At 65.0% G+C, this 17,455-nt stretch carries 16 protein-coding genes; 8 read left to right on the top strand and 8 right to left on the bottom strand.

The window, feature by feature from the left end; translation table 11 throughout:
• Positions 1-86 precede the first annotated feature (86 nt).
• The 4 genes from SADO_RS01780 to SADO_RS01795 all read left to right on the top strand — a co-directional run bounded on the left by SADO_RS01780 (position 87) and on the right by SADO_RS01795 (position 5,615).
• On the top strand, positions 87-1,592 hold the full coding sequence (locus SADO_RS01780; RefSeq protein WP_353108709.1) for a leucyl aminopeptidase: 1,506 nt from the start codon (positions 87-89) through the stop codon (positions 1,590-1,592).
• A 13-nt stretch (positions 1,593-1,605) separates the two neighbouring features.
• The gene (locus tag SADO_RS01785; protein ID WP_353108710.1) at positions 1,606-2,040 is read left to right on the top strand and encodes a DNA polymerase III subunit chi; all 435 of its coding nucleotides are present in this window, start codon (positions 1,606-1,608) and stop codon (positions 2,038-2,040) included.
• 63 nt (positions 2,041-2,103) lie between these two features.
• Positions 2,104-5,055, top strand: a complete 2,952-nt coding sequence (locus tag SADO_RS01790) for a valine--tRNA ligase (protein ID WP_353108712.1) — start codon at positions 2,104-2,106, stop codon at positions 5,053-5,055.
• Positions 5,056-5,078: 23 nt separating this feature from the next.
• Entirely contained in the window at positions 5,079-5,615 is a 537-nt protein-coding gene (locus tag SADO_RS01795) for an FxsA family protein (RefSeq protein ID WP_353108714.1), read from the top strand.
• On the opposite strand, the gene SADO_RS01800 is transcribed toward SADO_RS01795, so the two are convergent.
• A complete protein-coding gene (locus SADO_RS01800) occupies positions 5,546-6,670 on the bottom strand; it encodes an esterase/lipase family protein (RefSeq protein WP_353108715.1) in 1,125 nt (374 codons plus the stop codon). The genes SADO_RS01795 and SADO_RS01800 overlap by 70 nt on opposite strands.
• Positions 6,671-6,826: 156 nt before the next feature.
• Between SADO_RS01800 and SADO_RS01805 the strand changes: the two genes are divergently transcribed.
• The 4 genes from SADO_RS01805 to SADO_RS01820 all read left to right on the top strand — a co-directional run bounded on the left by SADO_RS01805 (position 6,827) and on the right by SADO_RS01820 (position 11,465).
• Positions 6,827-7,780 (top strand): AAA family ATPase, encoded by a 954-nt coding sequence (locus SADO_RS01805; protein ID WP_353108717.1) that lies wholly within the window; start codon positions 6,827-6,829, stop codon positions 7,778-7,780.
• Positions 7,781-7,920: 140 nt separating this feature from the next.
• Positions 7,921-8,883 carry a DUF58 domain-containing protein gene (locus SADO_RS01810; protein ID WP_353108718.1) on the top strand — a complete coding sequence of 321 codons (963 nt, stop codon included), beginning with the start codon at positions 7,921-7,923 and terminating at the stop codon, positions 8,881-8,883.
• The gene (locus SADO_RS01815; protein WP_353108719.1) at positions 8,880-10,889 is read left to right on the top strand and encodes a transglutaminase TgpA family protein; all 2,010 of its coding nucleotides are present in this window, start codon (positions 8,880-8,882) and stop codon (positions 10,887-10,889) included. The genes SADO_RS01810 and SADO_RS01815 overlap by 4 nt, the downstream gene beginning before the upstream one ends.
• A gap of 3 nt (positions 10,890-10,892) precedes the next feature.
• Complete coding sequence (locus SADO_RS01820) at positions 10,893-11,465, top strand: NUDIX domain-containing protein (RefSeq protein WP_353108721.1); 573 nt, start codon at positions 10,893-10,895, stop codon at positions 11,463-11,465.
• Between the two features lie 16 nt (positions 11,466-11,481).
• Here the strand turns inward: SADO_RS01820 and SADO_RS01825 are convergent, their stop codons facing one another.
• The 7 genes from SADO_RS01825 to ilvN form a co-directional block, all read right to left on the bottom strand.
• Positions 11,482-12,747: an MFS transporter gene (locus SADO_RS01825; protein ID WP_353108722.1), complete on the bottom strand. Its 1,266-nt coding sequence runs from the start codon at positions 12,745-12,747 to the stop codon at positions 11,482-11,484.
• 32 nt (positions 12,748-12,779) lie between these two features.
• The gene (rimI, locus tag SADO_RS01830; RefSeq protein ID WP_353108723.1) at positions 12,780-13,247 is read right to left on the bottom strand and encodes a ribosomal protein S18-alanine N-acetyltransferase; all 468 of its coding nucleotides are present in this window, start codon (positions 13,245-13,247) and stop codon (positions 12,780-12,782) included.
• Positions 13,244-14,113, bottom strand: coding sequence for a uracil-DNA glycosylase (locus SADO_RS01835; RefSeq protein WP_353108725.1), 870 nt, complete (start codon positions 14,111-14,113; stop codon positions 13,244-13,246). Before SADO_RS01835 ends, rimI begins: the two co-directional genes overlap by 4 nt.
• Before the next feature lie 65 nt (positions 14,114-14,178).
• Positions 14,179-14,949, bottom strand: coding sequence for a CDP-diacylglycerol--serine O-phosphatidyltransferase (gene pssA, locus SADO_RS01840; protein WP_353108727.1), 771 nt, complete (start codon positions 14,947-14,949; stop codon positions 14,179-14,181).
• Between the two features lie 76 nt (positions 14,950-15,025).
• The gene (locus SADO_RS01845; protein ID WP_353108728.1) at positions 15,026-15,676 is read right to left on the bottom strand and encodes a phosphatidylserine decarboxylase; all 651 of its coding nucleotides are present in this window, start codon (positions 15,674-15,676) and stop codon (positions 15,026-15,028) included.
• 44 nt (positions 15,677-15,720) lie between these two features.
• Entirely contained in the window at positions 15,721-16,737 is a 1,017-nt protein-coding gene (gene ilvC, locus SADO_RS01850; protein WP_353110055.1) for a ketol-acid reductoisomerase, read from the bottom strand.
• A 68-nt stretch (positions 16,738-16,805) separates the two neighbouring features.
• A complete protein-coding gene (gene ilvN, locus SADO_RS01855; protein WP_353108729.1) occupies positions 16,806-17,330 on the bottom strand; it encodes an acetolactate synthase small subunit in 525 nt (174 codons plus the stop codon).
• Between the last annotated feature and the right edge of the window lie 125 nt (positions 17,331-17,455).

Raw genomic sequence — 17,455 nt, forward strand, 5'->3', positions numbered from 1 at the left:
GTGCGTTCGGCGCGTAACCCTTTCCAAGGGCTGAAACTGCCGACGCTTTACGCGGTCTGAAATATTCAGCCTTGCAGGAGCACTCCATGGAATATCTCGTCAAAAGTGGCAGTCCAGAAAAGCAGCGCGTGGGCTGCGTGGTCGTGGGTATCTTCGATCGCCGCAAGCCTTCAACGCAAGCTGAAGCACTGGATGCGGTCAGCGGCGGGTTGATCGCCTCGGTCATGCGGCGTGGCGACATGGATGGCAAGCTCGGCCAGACGACGGTTCTGCACGGCCTGGAAGATCTGTTCTGTGATCGTATCCTGCTGGTCGGCTGCGGCAAGGAACGTGATTTCAATGCGCGCTCCTATCGTAGCGCCTGCCAGGCCGCCGCGAAGAAACTCGACGAGATGGGCGGCGTGGATGCCGCAATCTACCTGACCGAACTCAACGTCAAGGGCCGCGACGATTACGGCTGGCAGGTCAAGCAGGCACTGCTGACCATCGAGGACACCTTCTATCGCTTCGAGGCCTGCCGCGGCCCGGGCTATGAAAAGCACAGCCGCAAGCTCTCGCGCATCGTGTTCCAGGTTCCGCGCCGCTCCGACCTGCCGGCAGCCGAGCGCGGTGTCGACGAAGGCGTGGCCACGGCCAACGGCGTGAAGTTCGCGAAAGACCTCGGCAACATGCCGGGCAATATCTGCACCCCGACCTATCTGGCCGAGCAGGCGCAGTCGCTGTCCGAGCGCGCGAACACGGTCAAGACCAATGTGCTGGAAGAAGCCGACATGGAAGCGCTCGGCATGGGCGCGCTGCTGGGCGTGTCCCAGGGCTCGAGCCAGCCGGCCAAGCTGATCGTCATGGAATACATGAACGGTCCGAAGAACGCCAAGCCGATCGTGCTCGTCGGCAAAGGCGTGACCTTCGACGCCGGCGGCATCAGCATCAAGCCCGGTGCGGCCATGGACGAGATGAAATACGACATGGGCGGTGCCGCCAGCGTGTTCGGTGCGGTTCAGGCCGCCGCCGAGCTCGGTTTGCCGATCAACGTCGTAGGCGTGGTGCCGGCGACCGAGAATCTGCCCGACGGCAACGCCTACAAGCCGGGCGACATCCTCACCAGCATGTCCGGCCAGACCATCGAGATCCTCAACACCGACGCCGAGGGCCGTCTGGCCCTGGCCGATGCGCTGACCTATGTCGAGCGCAACTACCAGCCGGACGCCGTGGTCGACATGGCCACGCTCACCGGCGCCTGTGTGGTGGCACTCGGTTCGCATGCCGCGGGCCTGTTCTCAAACAACAGCCCGCTGCGTCGCAGCCTGCGTGATGCCGGCGAGAACGTGGGCGACCGCGCCTGGCCCATGCCGCTGTGGGAGGACTACCAGTCGCAGCTGGATTCCAACTTCGCCGACATGGCCAACGTAGGCGGCAAGCAGGCCGGCGCGGTCACCGCCGCGAGCTTCCTGCATCGGTTCGCGCGCAAGCTGCGCTGGGCGCATCTGGATATTGCTGGCGTGGCCTGGAAGTCCGGCGCGGAAAAAGGCGCGACCGGCCGCCCGGTCGGCCTGCTCGTGCAGTACCTGATCGAGCGCTCGCAGCAGGACTGATACGCCACCCGCGATGACCGAAGTCTTCTTCTACATCCTGGAAGACGAGGCCGCCGACGCGAACATGCGCTTTGCCTGTCGTCTGACCGAAAAGGCCTACGACGGCGGGCACCGCATTTATCTGCATGTCGCCGACGACGCGCAGGCGGACGCACTCGACAAGCTGCTCTGGCAATTTCGCCAGGGCAGTTTCGTTCCGCATGCGAGCGTCGCAGCGCTGGCCGCCGATGACCATCTCACTCCAGTGGTGATCGGCGCCGGGGCGCCCCCGGCCGGCTTCGACGACATACTGATCAACGTCGGCGGAGATGTCGGCGGGTTCTTCTCGCGCTTCGCCCGGCATAACGAGATCGTCGCACCCGCCGATGTCGACAGCGCCCGTTCGCGGTATCGTTTCTACAAGGATCGCGGTTACACGCTGACCACGCACAAGATTGCGGCCGGTTAACGCGCGCCTGCTTCATTTTTAACGAACGACAGGCCCGGGATTCGGGCTGAAAGGCTTTTTCTGATGGCCGAGCTGGACAAGACCTTCGACCCCCATACCATCGAAGCGCGCTGGTACCCCGTATGGGAGGAGCGCGGCTATTTCGCGCCGGATTTCGACGCCCCGGGCGACCCCTACTGCATCATGCTGCCACCGCCGAACGTCACCGGCAGCCTGCATATGGGCCATGCCTTCCAGCACACGCTGATGGACGCGTTGACACGCTATCACCGCATGAACGGCCAGCCCACACTCTGGCAGCCGGGCACCGACCATGCCGGCATCGCCACCCAGATGCTCGTCGAGCGCAAGGTCGACGCCGAGGGCGAGTCGCGGCATTCGCTCGGTCGCGACGCCTTCACCGATCGCATCTGGGACTGGAAAGCCGAATCCGGCGGCCATATCACGCGCCAGATGCGGCGCATGGGCACCTCGGTGGACTGGTCGCGCGAACGTTTCACCATGGACGACGGCCTGTCCGAGGCCGTGCGCGACACGTTAGTCGCGATGTACGACAAGGGCCTGATCTATCGCGGCCAGCGCCTGGTCAACTGGGACCCGGTGCTCAACACCGCGGTTTCCGACCTCGAGGTGGAGAACGCCGAAGTCGCCGGCCATATGTGGCACTTCAAGTATCCGCTCGAAGACGGCCAGACCTACGAATACATCGAGAAGAACGACGACGGCGAAATCACCCGGCGCGAGACGCGCGACTACATCTCGATTGCCACCACCCGGCCCGAAACCATGCTCGGTGACGGCGCAATTGCCGTACATCCGGACGACGAACGCTATGCGCCCATCGTCGGCAAGCGCTGCGAGATCCCGGTCGGCCCCAAGGCGCAGCGGCGCCTGATTCCGATCATCACCGACGAATATCCCGACCCGGAATTCGGCTCCGGTGCGGTCAAGATCACCGGCGCCCACGACTTCAATGACTACGAAGTCGCCAAGCGCAATGACATTCCCATGTATCGCCTCATGGACAGCACCGCGCACCTGCGCGACGACGGCGAAGCCTACGAGCGCGCGGCTGTCCGTGCGGCCGAAATCGTTGCATCCGGCACCACGCCCAGCGCGGCGGATGTCGACGCCATCAACCTCGTGCCCGACGAATATCGCGGCCTGGATCGCTTTGAGGCCCGTCGCCAGATCGTCGCAGCGATCGACGCCGACGGCCTGATGATCGCGGTCGAGGACAAGGCGATCATGCAGCCCTACGGTGATCGTTCGGGCGACGTGATCGAACCGATGCTGACCAACCAGTGGTTCGTGGACGCGAAGACGCTGGCCAAGCCGGCGATCGCAGCGGTCGAGGACGGCCGCATCAAGTTCGTGCCCGGCAACTGGGACAAGACCTATTTCGAATGGATGCGCAACATCCAGGATTGGTGCATCTCGCGCCAGCTCTGGTGGGGCCATCGCATCCCCGCCTGGTACGACGCGGACGGCAACGTCTATGTCGGCAAGGACGAGGCCGACACGCGGGCCCGCAACAATCTCGCCGACGACGTTGCGCTCACCCAGGACGAGGACGTGCTCGATACCTGGTATTCCTCCGGCCTGTGGCCGTTCTCCACCCTCGGCTGGCCCGAGAACACGCGCGCGCTGGAAACCTTCTACCCGACCAGCGTTTTGGTCACCGGATTCGACATCATCTTCTTCTGGGTCGCCCGGATGATCATGATGGGCATGGAATTCATGGGCGACGTGCCCTTCCGCGAAGTCTATGTGCACGGTCTCGTTCGAGACTCCGACGGCGCCAAGATGTCCAAGTCCAAGGGCAACGTGCTCGATCCGATCGACCTGATCGACGGCATCGGCCTCGAGGATCTGGTCGCCAAGCGCACGGCGAACATGATGCAGCCGCAGAAGGCCAAGGCGATCGAGAAGGTCACCCGCAAGGCGTTTCCGGACGGCATCGCCGCCTACGGCACCGACGCGCTGCGCTTCACCTTTGCCGCGCTCGCCTCGCCGGGCCGCGATATCCGTTTCGATCTCGGCCGCGTCGAGGGCTATCGCAACTTCTGCAACAAGCTCTGGAACGCCGCGCGTTTTACGCTCATGCAGGTGGGCGACGACTATGTGCCAGCCGCCGACAGCGAGATCGAGCTTTCACAGGCCGATCGCTGGATCGTGTCGCATCTGCAGAAGCTCGAAGCCGAAGTCGCGAAACAGTTCGACGGCTATCGTTTCGACCTCGCATCGAAAGCAATCCACGATTTCATCTGGCACTACTTCTGCGACTGGTATCTCGAGCTGATCAAACCCGTGCTGTCCGGCGACAGCAGCGACGCCCAGAAGGCCGGCACCCGCCGCACCCTGCTGCGTGTGCTGGAAACCACGCTGCGTGTCGCCCATCCGCTGATGCCCTTCATCACCGAAGAAATCTGGCAGCGCGTCGCGCCCCTGGCGCGCGGTGAAGCACTCGCCGCAGAAGGCGAAAGCATTTCCGTTCAGCCGTTCCCACGTGCAGACGAAGCGCGTATCGATGCGGCCGCCGAGGCCGAGATCGACTGGCTGCGTGATGTAATAGCCGGCCTGCGCACGATCCGCGGCGAGATGGATATCGCGCCGAGCCAGACCATGCCGATCATGGTCGCCAACGTCAGCGACAGCGACCGCGAACGGCTTGCCACCCACCGCGCGGCCATCGACTTCCTCGCCCGGGTCGAATCGATCGAAGAAGTTACGGCAGACGACGCGCCCGAGGCCGCCACTGCGCTGGTCGGCGAGATGCAGCTGCGCGTGCCGCTGGCCGGACTGATCGACCAGGACGCCGAACTCGCCCGCCTGGACAAGCGTATCGCCAAGCTCGAAAAGGACCTGGCCGGCATCCGCGGGCGTCTTTCCAACGAATCGTTCGTCGCCAAGGCGCCGCAGGACGTGGTCGACAAGGCCCGCGAACAGCAGGCCAGTGTCGAACGCGAAGCCGCCGAGCTGGCGGAACAACGCCAGCGTATCGCGGCCTTATAGACAACGATCGAGGATAGAACATCATGGCCGCACGACTGCTGATCCTGTTCATCGCCCTGCCGATTCTCGAGCTCTACCTGCTCATCAAGATCGGCGGCGCGATCGGCTTCTTTCCGACCATTGCGTTGGTGCTTCTCACCGCCGTGATCGGCAGCCAACTGGTTCGCCGTCAGGGCCTCACCGTGCTGTCACGCATTCGCGAGTCGCAGGCCCGGGGCGAAATGCCGGCGCTGCCCATGCTCGACGGCGCGGCCCTGCTGCTGGCCGGTTTCATGCTGCTCACGCCGGGATTTCTGTCCGACGCACTGGGCTTTGTGCTGCTCGTACCCGGCCTGCGCCAGAAGATCGCGCGACGGCTTCTCTCCCGCGTGGTGATCATGCAACCGGCAGGCGGCGCCAACGAGCGCTATGCCGGCCGCGGCCAGCATTCACGGCCCAACCCGAACGCAGTGATCGAGGGTGACTACGAGCGCGGCAAGAGCGGCGACGGTCAGCGCGATCCGGCCAGCCCGAACGCCGACGACAACAGCGAACGCACGGGGCGCAACGACGGCGCCTGAGCCTCTGCCGGCAACGCAGCCAGCGCATAGGGCTTGAGCGCCGGCTCGGCCATGCCGCGGGTCAGAAAGATCGAGGCGCCGGCCGGCAGGTAGGTCGACGCGTTGATCAGCGCGTCGACCGGGGTCATCCCGTCGGCGACCAATCGCGTACAGACCCGCTTGCGATCGATACGCTCGGGATCGGCCGCGCCCTCGTTGTCCAGGGCATCGCGCACGAGCGCATAGGCGACCGTGTCGGTGATCATCTGGATATGCGAAACCGGGCGGAACGGGCAGATTTCCTGCACTGCCGTATTGCTTGCGCCCGCAATCGCCGGCGAGGGATTGAGCGCGCTGGTGACCACGATTTCGTCGGTGAAACTGTAGATGCTGCTGTAATCCGGCCCGGCCGGCGTTTCGTCGCCATTATTCAGCGCGGCCAGAAACAATGAACCGGGGCGCTGCTGGGCGACCGACTCGGTACAGCCCTTGAGCTGCTGCAGACAGATCGCATCGGCCGCGATCGTGCCATGATTCGATCCCGAGAGCATGATCAGATCATCGAGCTTGTCGCCGATATCCGGCCAGAAACGAACCGCCCAGCGGGCTTCGAGCGCGCCCTGGCTGTGCGTAATCACATCCACCGCGCCGCCAAAACGTTCGTAGAGTTCACGCACCGCGTACACCACGTATTCGCTGGAGACCTGGGCATCAGCCAGGGCGCGCATCGGCAGACGCACAGTACAAACGCTGTAGTCATCGGCAGTCAGTACCGGCACATAGGTTTGATCCCAGCTCTCGCTGGCCGTGAGTCCCGTGCCGTGCACGAGCAGCACCGCCCCGTCGCGACTACCCGCGTCGTTGCATGCCAGCGCTTCGGCCAGCAACGCCGGATCTACACTGAGCCCCGGCCCCGGCCCCGGCGCGGCGACCGCGGCTTCCATGATCGCCGCCGCATCGGTCGCCGTGTCTTCTTGCGACGGCGCGGCGTGGGCGACCATCGTCAGGCCCATGACCCCGACTACAACCACGGCCACCGCCGCCCGTCGCGCCACTCGACCCGCTGCCCATCGCATGACCGCCATAATCCATCTCCCCGAACCGTGCCCGGCCCGCTCTTATTTTCGGTAATCTATATTTTCATATTACCGGCGACCCCCGAAGTGTCAACGTGCGCGCGCATTCGGTAATCTGGCGCTCAGCATGTCCCGTCCTAGCCGTGATACCCGCCCATGACGCCCAGTGCTTCTGCCGGCCGCCGCGCTGCGCGCGCCGCCGATACCGCCATAGGCGCCGAACTTGCCGAGGTTCAGCGCGCCGTCGCGAGCCGTGTATTCGGCAAGGACGAACGGATCCGGCTTGCCCTGGCCTGCCTGCTGGCCGACGGTCACCTGTTGATCGAAGACGTGCCCGGCGTCGGCAAGACCACGCTCGCGCACAGTCTTGCTCAAGCTCTGGGCCTGACTTTTTCGCGGATTCAGTTCACCAGTGATCTGATGCCCAGCGACATCCTTGGCGTTTCGGTGTACGACCGCAATGCGGCAGCGTTTCATTTCAATGCCGGGCCGATCTTTGCGCAGCTGGTGCTGGCCGACGAAGTGAACCGCGCCAGCCCGCGTACGCAAAGCGCGTTGCTGGAGGCCATGGCCGAACGCCAGGTCACCATCGAAGGCCGCACCCGTGAACTGGGCAACCCGTTTGCCGTGATCGCGACCCAGAACCCCGTCGACCACAGCGGCACCTTTGCGCTACCCGACAGCCAGCTGGATCGCTTTCTGATGCGTATCGATCTCGGCTATCCGCCGGACAGCGCCGAGCGGCGCCTGCTGGCCGAAGGCAGTCGCCGGCGAGCGCCGCTGGAAGCCGTCGCAGATGCCGAGACACTGCTGCGCTGGCAGCAGGCGGCTGCCGATGTGCACACGCGGGATGCGGTGATCGACTACCTGCTGCAGCTGGTGGGCTTCACGCGGCGTAGCGGGGTATTCGAGCAGGGCCTGTCGCCGCGTGCCGGGCTTGCGCTGCGGCGCGCTGCACAGGCTTGGGCGCTGATCGACGGCCGCGACTTCGTCATGCCCGAAGACGTCCAGGCAGTATTGCCGGCCGTGGTCGATCATCGCCTGATCCGTCGTGATGCAGGCGACGGACGTGCCTCCGCGTTGCTGCGCGAACAGGTTGGCGTGATCTAGCGCACGCGGGCCAAAACCAGCCCGTATCTGCAAACAAACCAGGGCCTTTCAGTACGGTCGCGTCGGTTCGTGATCGAGGGGAGTTTCTTGCACGAATTGCTGTACAACCTGTGCCGCGAACGAAGCCGGCATCTTCCGCCATGCCGACAATGAGCCTGCGCGGACGCGCCCGCGACGCCCGCGCGCGGTTCATTGATCGCCGCACGCCGGTTCGGGGCCTGCCGCTCGCGGTATCGCGGCGTCGCCTGTATATCCTGCCCACGCGCAGCGGCGCGCTGTTCGCCCTGCTGCTGACCGTGATGCTGCTGGGCGCGACCAACTACGAGAACAGCCTCGCCTTCGCGCTCACCTTCTGGCTTGGCGCGGTCGCGCTGGTCTCGATGCACCATGCCCACGCCAATCTCGTCGGCGTACAGATCACCGGTGTGCACGCCGTGCCGGTGTTCGCTGCCGATACCGCGCGCTTCGAGATCAGCCTGAACCACGTCACCGGCCGCGCGCGGCGTGCCCTGCGCATCAGCGCGGACGGCGCAGACGCTAGCGTGTGCGTGGATATCGGCCCGGGTGAGACGCAGACGGTGACGATCGCCTGCAAAACGGGACAACGCGGACGGCTGCGTTGTCCCCGGCTGCGCCTCGAAAGCGTCTACCCGATCGGCCTGTTCCGCGCCTGGAGCTGGCTGCAGCCGGATGTGCAGACGCTGGTTTATCCGAAGAGCGCCGGACGTGACCGCCTGCCGGCACGCGCCGGCGGCGACCAGCCGGCTGAACAGCTCACGGCCCGAGGTGACGAGGATTTTCTAGGCCATCGCCCGTATATCGCCGGTGATTCGCCGCGCCGTATCGACTGGAAAGCCAGCGCGCGTAGCGACGATCTCCTCGTGCGCGAATACGCGGAGCGCCGCAGCCAGACACTCTGGCTCGACGAGACACTTGCCGGCGCGGGCGATCGCGAAGCGCGCCTGTCGCAGCTCACCCGCTGGGTACTGCTCGCCGACCGTGCCAGCCTGGCCTACGGCCTGCGCGTCAACGACGAACGCATCGGCCCAGACAGCTCTCCGGCCCACCGGCTGGCCTGTCTGCGCGCGTTGGCGCTGGCATGAGTCGCGCAAGCGACATACCGGATGGCCCGGACGACAGCCAGCGGCTGCGGCTGGTCGTATGCCTGAGCCTGATCGCCATTCCGCACGCGCTCCACTTGCCGCTGTGGGTGCTGGGCCTCGCGGTGCCGATCATCATCTGGCAGTTCATCTCTGCATCCCGCGGCTGGCCGCTGCCCGGTCGGCTGGTGCGCTTCACGCTCGCCGCGGCCGCCTTCACGGCCGTATTCGTCGGCTTCGGGCGGGTGAACGGTCAGGAGGCGGGCGTATCGTTGCTGGTGCTTCTGCTCGCGCTCAAGCTCTGCGAGATCCGCAGCCATCGCGATGCGATGGTGTTCCTGTCGCTGACCTGTTTTCTGCTCGTCACCCAATTTCTGTTTTCCCAGAGCCTGGCGATGGCGGTGTATCTGGTGGTCGGCACCTGGGTGATTGTTGCCGCCTTTGTGGATATCGGCAGCGGCGGGCCGCCGCGGGCCACGCTCGCCGAAAGTGCGCGCCTGCTGGCCCAGGCATTGCCGATCGCTGCCCTGCTGTTCGTGCTGTTCCCGCGTATTCCCGGGCCGATCTGGGGCCTGCCGTCGGATGCCGGCGCGCGTGCGACCAGCGGGCTGTCAGAGAACATGTCGCCGGGCAGCATCACCAATCTCGCCTTATCCGGCGGCGTCGCGCTGCGCGCCCGGTTCGATGACGACATACCGCCGCCGGCCGAACGCTATTGGCGCGGGCCCGTGCTCTGGGATTTCGACGGCCGCACCTGGTCGATCAACCAGGCCAACGAACGCCTGCCGGACGCCAACCTCGACGCCGCCAACGGGCGCCGATGGCGGGTTGATATCACCCTGGAGCCGACCCGTCACGACTGGCTGATCGCGCTCGACGTGCCGGTCGGCGCCGACCGACCGACCACGCGCAGCGCCGGGGCGACGCTTACTGCGCGTGACGATATCGATCAGCGTATCCGCTACCGGGCGACCTCGATCAGCGGTGGCATGCTCGACGGCGAACTCGCCTACACCACCCGTCGACGCGCGCTCCTGCTGCCGGTAGACGGCAATGACAGGGCCCGCGCGCTGGCGCGACGCTGGCGCGCCCAGGGTCTCGATCCTGCCCAGGTCGTCGACGCGGCGCTCACGCGCTTTCGCCAGCAGCCTTTTCACTACACGCTGACGCCCCCGGCGACCCGTCGAGATAGCAGCATCGACGATTTCCTGTTCGAATCGCTCGCCGGTTTCTGCGAACACTATGCTGGCGCCTTCACTTTTCTCATGCGCGCGGCCGGCGTGCCGGCGCGGGTCGTGACCGGCTATCAGGGCGCTGAAAAGGCCACCGTCGGCGACTACTGGGTGGTGCGTAATTCCGATGCCCATGCGTGGGCCGAGGTGTGGCTCAAAGGTCGCGGTTGGGTACGGATCGACCCGACCGCTGCGGTCGCGCCGGGGCGTATCGAATCCGGTGTCGCGGCCTCGATCGCCGATCGCGATGCCCTGCCCTATATGGCCCGCGGCGGCGGCGATGCCTGGTATCGCGTGCAGATGCTCTGGGATGGCATCAACGCCGGTTGGAACCGCTGGTTTCTCGCCTACGGGCCGGGCCTGCAACAACGCGTGCTCGACATGCTCGGCCTCGGCGGCGGCTGGGGTAAGGCGTTGCTCGCGCTGACCGTGGGCGTGGTCGGCCTGCTTACGCTGGTCTCGGTCGGCATCGCCTGGCGACTGCGCAAGGTTGCCGACGCCGACCCGGTGGTACGCGCCTGGCGGCAGGTCTGTGTACGCCTGGCCACGATCGGTTATCCGCGCGGGCCCAGCGAAGGACCGCGCGCCTACGGTGAACGTGTGGCGGCCTTGCGGCCCGACCTGGCCGGCGCGATCGACGACCTCACGAGCCGCTATGTGCGGTTACGCTATGGGCATAGCACCGTCGATCAGCGCGGCCTGCGCCTTGAATTCATGGCGCGAGCCCGCGCTTTTCGCCCGCGTCGCCACGCACGACGCCGTCACGCCACGGAGTAGACCATGACCGATCCCCGCCGTTTCTGCCCTATCTGCGCGAGCGCACTCGAACAGCGCGAGATCAACGGCTTCGAACGCCCGATCTGTTCCGACCCGGGCTGCGGCTTCGTATTCTGGGACAACCCGATTCCGGTCGTGGCCGGCATCGTCGAACATGAAGGCAAGCTGGTGTTCGCACGCAACGCGCTCTGGCCCGTGGGCATGTACGGCCTGGTCACCGGCTTTCTGGAACCGCGCGAAACGCCGGAGGACGGTGTCGTGCGCGAGGTCGCCGAGGAGCTGGGGATCGACACGCGGATTACCACCTTCGTCGGCGCCTACGGCTTCGCCCGCAAGAACCAGCTGCTGCTGGCTTATCACCTCGTCGGCGAGGGCGAAATCACGCTCGATCCGGAGCTGGTCGACTATTTTCATGTCGAGAAGGCCGCCGCCGAATATTGGCCGGGCGGCACAGGGCTTGCGGTACGCGACTGGCTGCGCAGCCAGGGTTTTGATCCGCAGCCACGCGAGCTTCCCGAAGCCGTACAGCAATGGATGAAGGCGCCGCCGCGCGACGACAGCCAGATCAGCGGCTAGCCTTTGTCGGGCGCGTTCAGGCGGCCCCTGGCGCTTCACGCGCATCGACCCGGGTCAACAACCAGCCGCCGGCCACGAACAGCACCAGCACCGACAGGATCGACAGGCGCGCGCTGCCGGACAGCGCCGCGGTCACACCCACCAGCAATGGCCCGATCACGGCGGCGAACTTGCCCATCATGTTGTAGATGCCGAAATACTCGCCGGCGCGCCCGTCCGGAATCAGGCGTGCGAAATAGGATCGCGACAACGACTGCACGCCGCCCTGCACCAGCCCGATCACGGCCGCCATCACATAGAACTGCCATTCATAGGCGAGGAAATAGCCCCAGGCGGTGACGCCGGCATAGACCGCGAGCCCGACGTAGATCGCCTTCTTGGTTTCCCATTTCGAGGCCAGCCAGCCGAAAGCGATCGCGGCGGGGAAACCGATGAACTGCACCATCAACAGGGCTGTGATCAGGCTCGTCTCGCCAAAACCGAGATTGAGGCCGAAATCGACCGCCATGCGGATGATGGTGTGCACGCCGTCGATATACAGCCAGTAGGCGATCAGAAACGTCAGGACCGGCTTTTCGCTGAAGATGCGGCGCGCGGTGAGCCGCAGTTCGGTCAGCCCTTCGCGCATGGCGCGGCCCGCACTCGGCGTATCCGCATCGCGGCCTTCGTCGACGAGCAGGAATACCGGTAGCGAGAACAGCGCCCACCAGACCGCCACGCTCAGAAACGACCAGCGCACCGCGGCGGCACGATCGGCCAGTGCAAACGCCTCCGGCCAGAGCGTCATCGCCACGTTCACGGCCAGCAACAGCCCGCCGCCGAGATAACCGAGCCCATAGCCGAGCGCGGAGACGCGGTCGTAGTCCGCCGGCGTGCAGACATCCACGATCAGGCTGTCGTAGAACACCATGGCGAGAAAGAACGCCGTCGAGGCGATCACGAACAGCGACAGCGCCAACAGCCATTGCCCGGCACCCACGAAGAACAGGCCGGCCGTCGCGGCGACTGCAATCCCCGTAACCGCGGCGAGCCACGGCTTCTTGCGCCGGCTGCGATCGGCAATCGCGCCGAGCAGCGGCGCGAGGAAGAGCACGATCAGACTCGCCAGCGCACTGCCTACGCCGAGTTGCAGCGTGCTGGTTTCGGCGGGATGCCCCGAACTCCAGTACGTCTTGAAGAAGATCGGAAAGAAGCCGGCGACCACTGTGGTCGAGAACGCCGAATTCGCCCAGTCGTAGAAGGCCCAGCCGAACTGCGCGCGGCGGTTGCTCGTGTCGCTCATTGAGATTCTTTAGTCCTCGGGCCTGAAAGCCCCTAGATCAGATCCAGCGCGAGCAGCAGTGCATCCTCGCGCCCGTCGGGCGAGGGATAATAGCCCGGCCGCGACGCAATACGCTGGAAACCACGTTGCTTGTAGAGCCTGCGCGCTGCCTTGTTGGAGGGGCGGACTTCCAGCAATACGCGTTCTGCACGCTCGGCTTTCGCCTGATTGATGAGCGCCTCGAGAATGAGGCCTGCCACCCCGCGCCCGCGCGCATCCGGCGCCACGCAGAGGTTGAGTACGTGCGCCTCGCCCACGGCCACGGACAACATCCCGTATCCCACCACAGTCTCATCGAGATCTGTCGCGACCCACCCGTGATAGCCCACCCGAAGGCAGTCGCGGAATATGCGCTCACTCCAGGGGTAGCCATAGGACAGCTGTTCGATTTCGAGCACGGCCGGCACATCGCGCGAGCGCATGCCGCGCACCCCGATGAGCTGGCGCGGCTCGACGCTCATGGCGCGGCGATCCGACCCGCGATCTGCTTGAGATCGTCCCAGGCCTTGGCTTTCTGGCCCGGGCTGCGCAACAGGAATGCCGGGTGATAAGTCACCAGCACATCCAGCTCGCGACGCGGGTAGCGATGCAGGCGACCGCGTAGCTTGCCGAGCGTGTCCTTGCTGTCGAGTAATGTCTGCGCGGCCACGCGCCCGACGGCAACGACCAGCTTCGGGTCCATCAACTCGATCTGACGCTCCAGGATCGGCCAGTCCGCAGCCACTTCATCCGGATTCGGGTCGCGGTTGTTGGGCGGCCGGAACTTGCAGATGTTGGTGATATAGACGTTGGTCGCGCGCGAGCAGCCGATGGCGAACAGCATGCGATCGAGCAGCTTGCCGGCACGGCCGACAAAGGGTACGCCCTGTTCATCCTCGCTGGCGCCCGGCGCCTCGCCGACGATCAGCACGTCGGCATCACGCGCGCCCACGCCGAACACGGGCCGCGTCGCGCCGCGATGATCGCGCGTGGCGAGCCAGGCTTCCAGCGCGTCCCAGTCCATTGACGAGACCGGGCCAAACTCGCCGCCGCCCTCGACCACCGTCGCTTCAACCGGCGCGTCGGCTTCAGGCGAGATTTCCAGAGACTCTTCAGCGCTCGCATCCGACTCGGACGCCGCGGCCTCGACCGGCTTGTCGACCTGTGTCGCGGCGTTGCTCTCCGACTTCTGTACTTCGCTGGAGTGCTCGGGCTCGACAGGCGTCGGCGTGGCCACGACCTCGGGCGCCTCTGTAAGCGCCGATCGAGCGAGCACACCGTCGGGCCGCGTCCGCCAGTCGACCAGCCCGAGGGCCGAGAGCATGTGCTTGCGTTCGCCGGGTGTCATGAATCTAGCCTACCCGCTCGCTTGAGGTTTGCCAGCCGTTACCGCGCCGAGGCTGCCGGACGGACTCAGGCTTGCGGCTGATGACGCCGACGGCGCCGACGCAATGCCTGGACCGGGCCCGACAACGCATACACGAGGAAGCCAAGGAACAGAATACGCGGCGGGTCGATCACGATCAGCACGAACACGATCAGCATGAACAGGATGTAGCGAAACGGCACGCGCTCGCCGAAGTTCAGATCCTTGAAGCTGTCGTAGCGCACGTTGGAGACCATGAGCACGCCGGCAGCAACCGTCAGCGCGAACACGAACACCACCAGATTACTGCCCTGGATACCGAAATCGGCACCCACCCAGACAAAACCCACCAACAGGCCAGCCGCCGCCGGGCTCGGCAGACCGAGAAAGATCTTCTTCTCGGTTGCGCCGCCGCGCGTGATGTTGAAACGTGCCAGGCGCAGCGCAGCGGAGGCCGCATAGAAGAACGCCGCCAGCCAGCCCAGCTTGCCGGCCACGTCGCTGTAGTAAGCCAGGCTTTCCAGACTGTAGAGATAAGCCAGCAGACCGGAGGCCAGACCAAAAGCGACCAGATCCGCCAGGCTGTCGTACTGAATGCCGAAATCGCTCTCGGTATGCGTCAGTCGTGCAACACGCCCGTCGAGCATGTCGGTGAGCATCGCCACGAAGATGGCGACGGCCGCAACCTCGAACCGGCCCTGGGTGGCGGCAATGATCGAGTAGAACCCGGCGAAGAGCGTGCCGGTCGTGAACAGATTGGGCAGCAGGTAGATACCGCGCTTGCGGCGGCTCTCCCGGACGGTGTCGGAATCATTCATGGAACAGAGTCTAAAGCAGTGCGGCCGGCAGACCTATCATTGTCGCCGTGATTTGCGTCGGAAACCTGACAGGCTCTTATCCCGCGTCATTATCCCCGCGGCCGTTGCTGCTCTTGTGCACCAGCTTGGCCAGCACGCAGGCACCGCCACGGACGCGGTCGCCGAGTTCGACTTCCACCCGGGAATTCACCGGCAGGTAGAGTTCGACACGGCGCGCCAACCGGCGCATGCCACAGCAGCGCCCTTGGCCAACACGCTCACCGTAGTTGCTACGGCATGGGCGCAGGCCGAACAGGCTGCCTTCGCGGATGACGATCACCAGATCGTCGCCCTCGTCGGTGAGAATGCGTGATGCGCAGCCATCGAGTTGCTCGATGGCCTCACCGGTGAGTTCGAGTACCGTGCCCTCGACCGGCGAACGGATCAGGTAATTGCCGAACACATCGACCTGCAGCGACAGCTTGATCGCTTCACGGTCGAGGAAAGGGTCATAGCACTCGCGCCGATGTACGACGCGCCCGTCCACCGGCGCGATGATCGCCAGTGGCTCGGCCGGCACGTTGCGCGGCGAGTCCCGAAAATACAGCCCGCCGCCGATCAAAAGCAGCAATAGCGGGCTGGCGGCCCAGAAACTGACCGTGGCGTTCACGATGAAGAACGCCACGGTCAGCCCGATGAGCACGACCCAACCTTCGGGTACCAGATGGAAGAGCGTCTTGCGCCGCATGCGGCGGAATCCGTTCTAGAGGGACGGTTGCGTCGTCAAGCCGATCAGTTGCGCGACTTGTCGACGATCTTGTCCTTGGCGATCCACGGCATCATGCCGCGCAGTTTGTCACCGACCTGCTCGATCGGGTGCTCGGAGGCCAGACGACGGCTCGCCTTGAGCGTCGGATTGCCGGCCTGATGCTCGCCGATGAACTCGCGCGCGAATTTGCCGGTCTGGATCTCGGAAAGGATCTTGCGCATCTCGGCCTTGGTCTCGTCCGTGATCAGACGCGGACCGCGCGTGATGTCACCGTACTCGGCCGTGTTGGAGATCGAGTAGCGCATGTTGGCGATGCCGCCTTCGTAGATCAGGTCCACGATCAGCTTCACTTCGTGCAGGCACTCGAAGTACGCCATTTCCGGCTCGTAGCCTGCTTCCACCAGGGTTTCGAAACCGGCCTGGATGAGCGCGATGGTGCCGCCACACAGCACGGCCTGCTCACCGAACAGATCGGTTTCGGTCTCGGCGCGGAAGGAGGTCTCGATGATGCCGGCACGGCCGCCGCCGTTGGCCACGGCATAGGCCAGGGCCACGTCCTTGGCCTTGCCGGATGCATCCTGTGCGACCGCGATCAGGCTCGGCACACCGCCGCCCTTTTCGTAGGTGGCACGCACGAGATGGCCCGGGCCCTTGGGCGCGATCATGATCACGTCGAGATCGGCACGCGGCTCGATCAGCTCGAAGTGCACGTTGAAACCGTGAGCAAAGCCCAGGGCCGCGCCCTGCTGAATGTTCGGCTCGATCTGCTCGTTGTAGAGCGACACCTGGTGCTCGTCCGGGGTCAGGATCATGACCACGTCGGCACTCGCGGTGGCGTCTTCGATGCTGGCGACCTTCAGGCCGGCGGCTTCGGCTTTCTTGGCCGAGGAAGAACCTTCACGCAGGCCGACGACTACGTCGACGCCGGAGTCCTTGAGATTGTTGGCATGGGCGTGGCCCTGCGAGCCGTAACCGATGATGGCTACTTTCTTGCTCTGGATCAGGGACAGGTCACCGTCCTTGTCGTAATACGCGTTCATGCTCAAGGTCTTTCTCCTGCTTTATAGGTAAGGACACGCCCCGTGCGTGTCACGACGTCTTGAATGAATTAGAAGTGCGCCAGCGCTTCGCCGTTGGGATCGTGATAGTGCAGCCCTTCGGCGCCGGGCGTCATGGTGACCGCGCCACTGCGTGCGAGCTCGACCAGAATGCCGGCGTTCTCAAGCGTGGCAATGAAGGTGTTCAAGTCATCGCCCTCGCCCAGATAACGCAGCGTGACGAGATCACCGTGGCGGCTGATCTCGGCCACATCATAGGGATCGGCCAGCGCGTTGATCGACGTACCACCTTCTTCGACACGCACCTTGATGAGCGCCAGTTCGAGTTCGAGGTGTTCGTCGCCGGTCATGTCGATGACATCGATCACGTCGACCAGCTTGAGCAGTTGGCGGTTGATCTGCTCGACCACGTCCTCGGTGCCGCTGGTCGCCAGCGTCAGGCGCGATACCGCGCTGTCCTCGGTCGGCGCCACGTTCAGGCTTTCGATATTGAAGCCGCGCTGCGAGAACATGCCGGCCACGCGCACGAGCGCGCCCGCCTCATTGGCCATCAGAACGGATATGACGTGTCGCATGCCTGAAAATTGCCTGCCGGCCCGTGGAAACCGCGCAAAATACGCCCAATACCCGGTCGAAGCAACCGGATCATCAAAACCTGCCCCGGTGCATGATTCTTGTAGGCTATAATCCGCCGTTTTCC

This window comes from Salinisphaera dokdonensis CL-ES53 (assembly GCF_040361215.1).
In the GTDB taxonomy this organism is placed as follows: domain Bacteria; phylum Pseudomonadota; class Gammaproteobacteria; order Nevskiales; family Salinisphaeraceae; genus Salinisphaera; species Salinisphaera dokdonensis.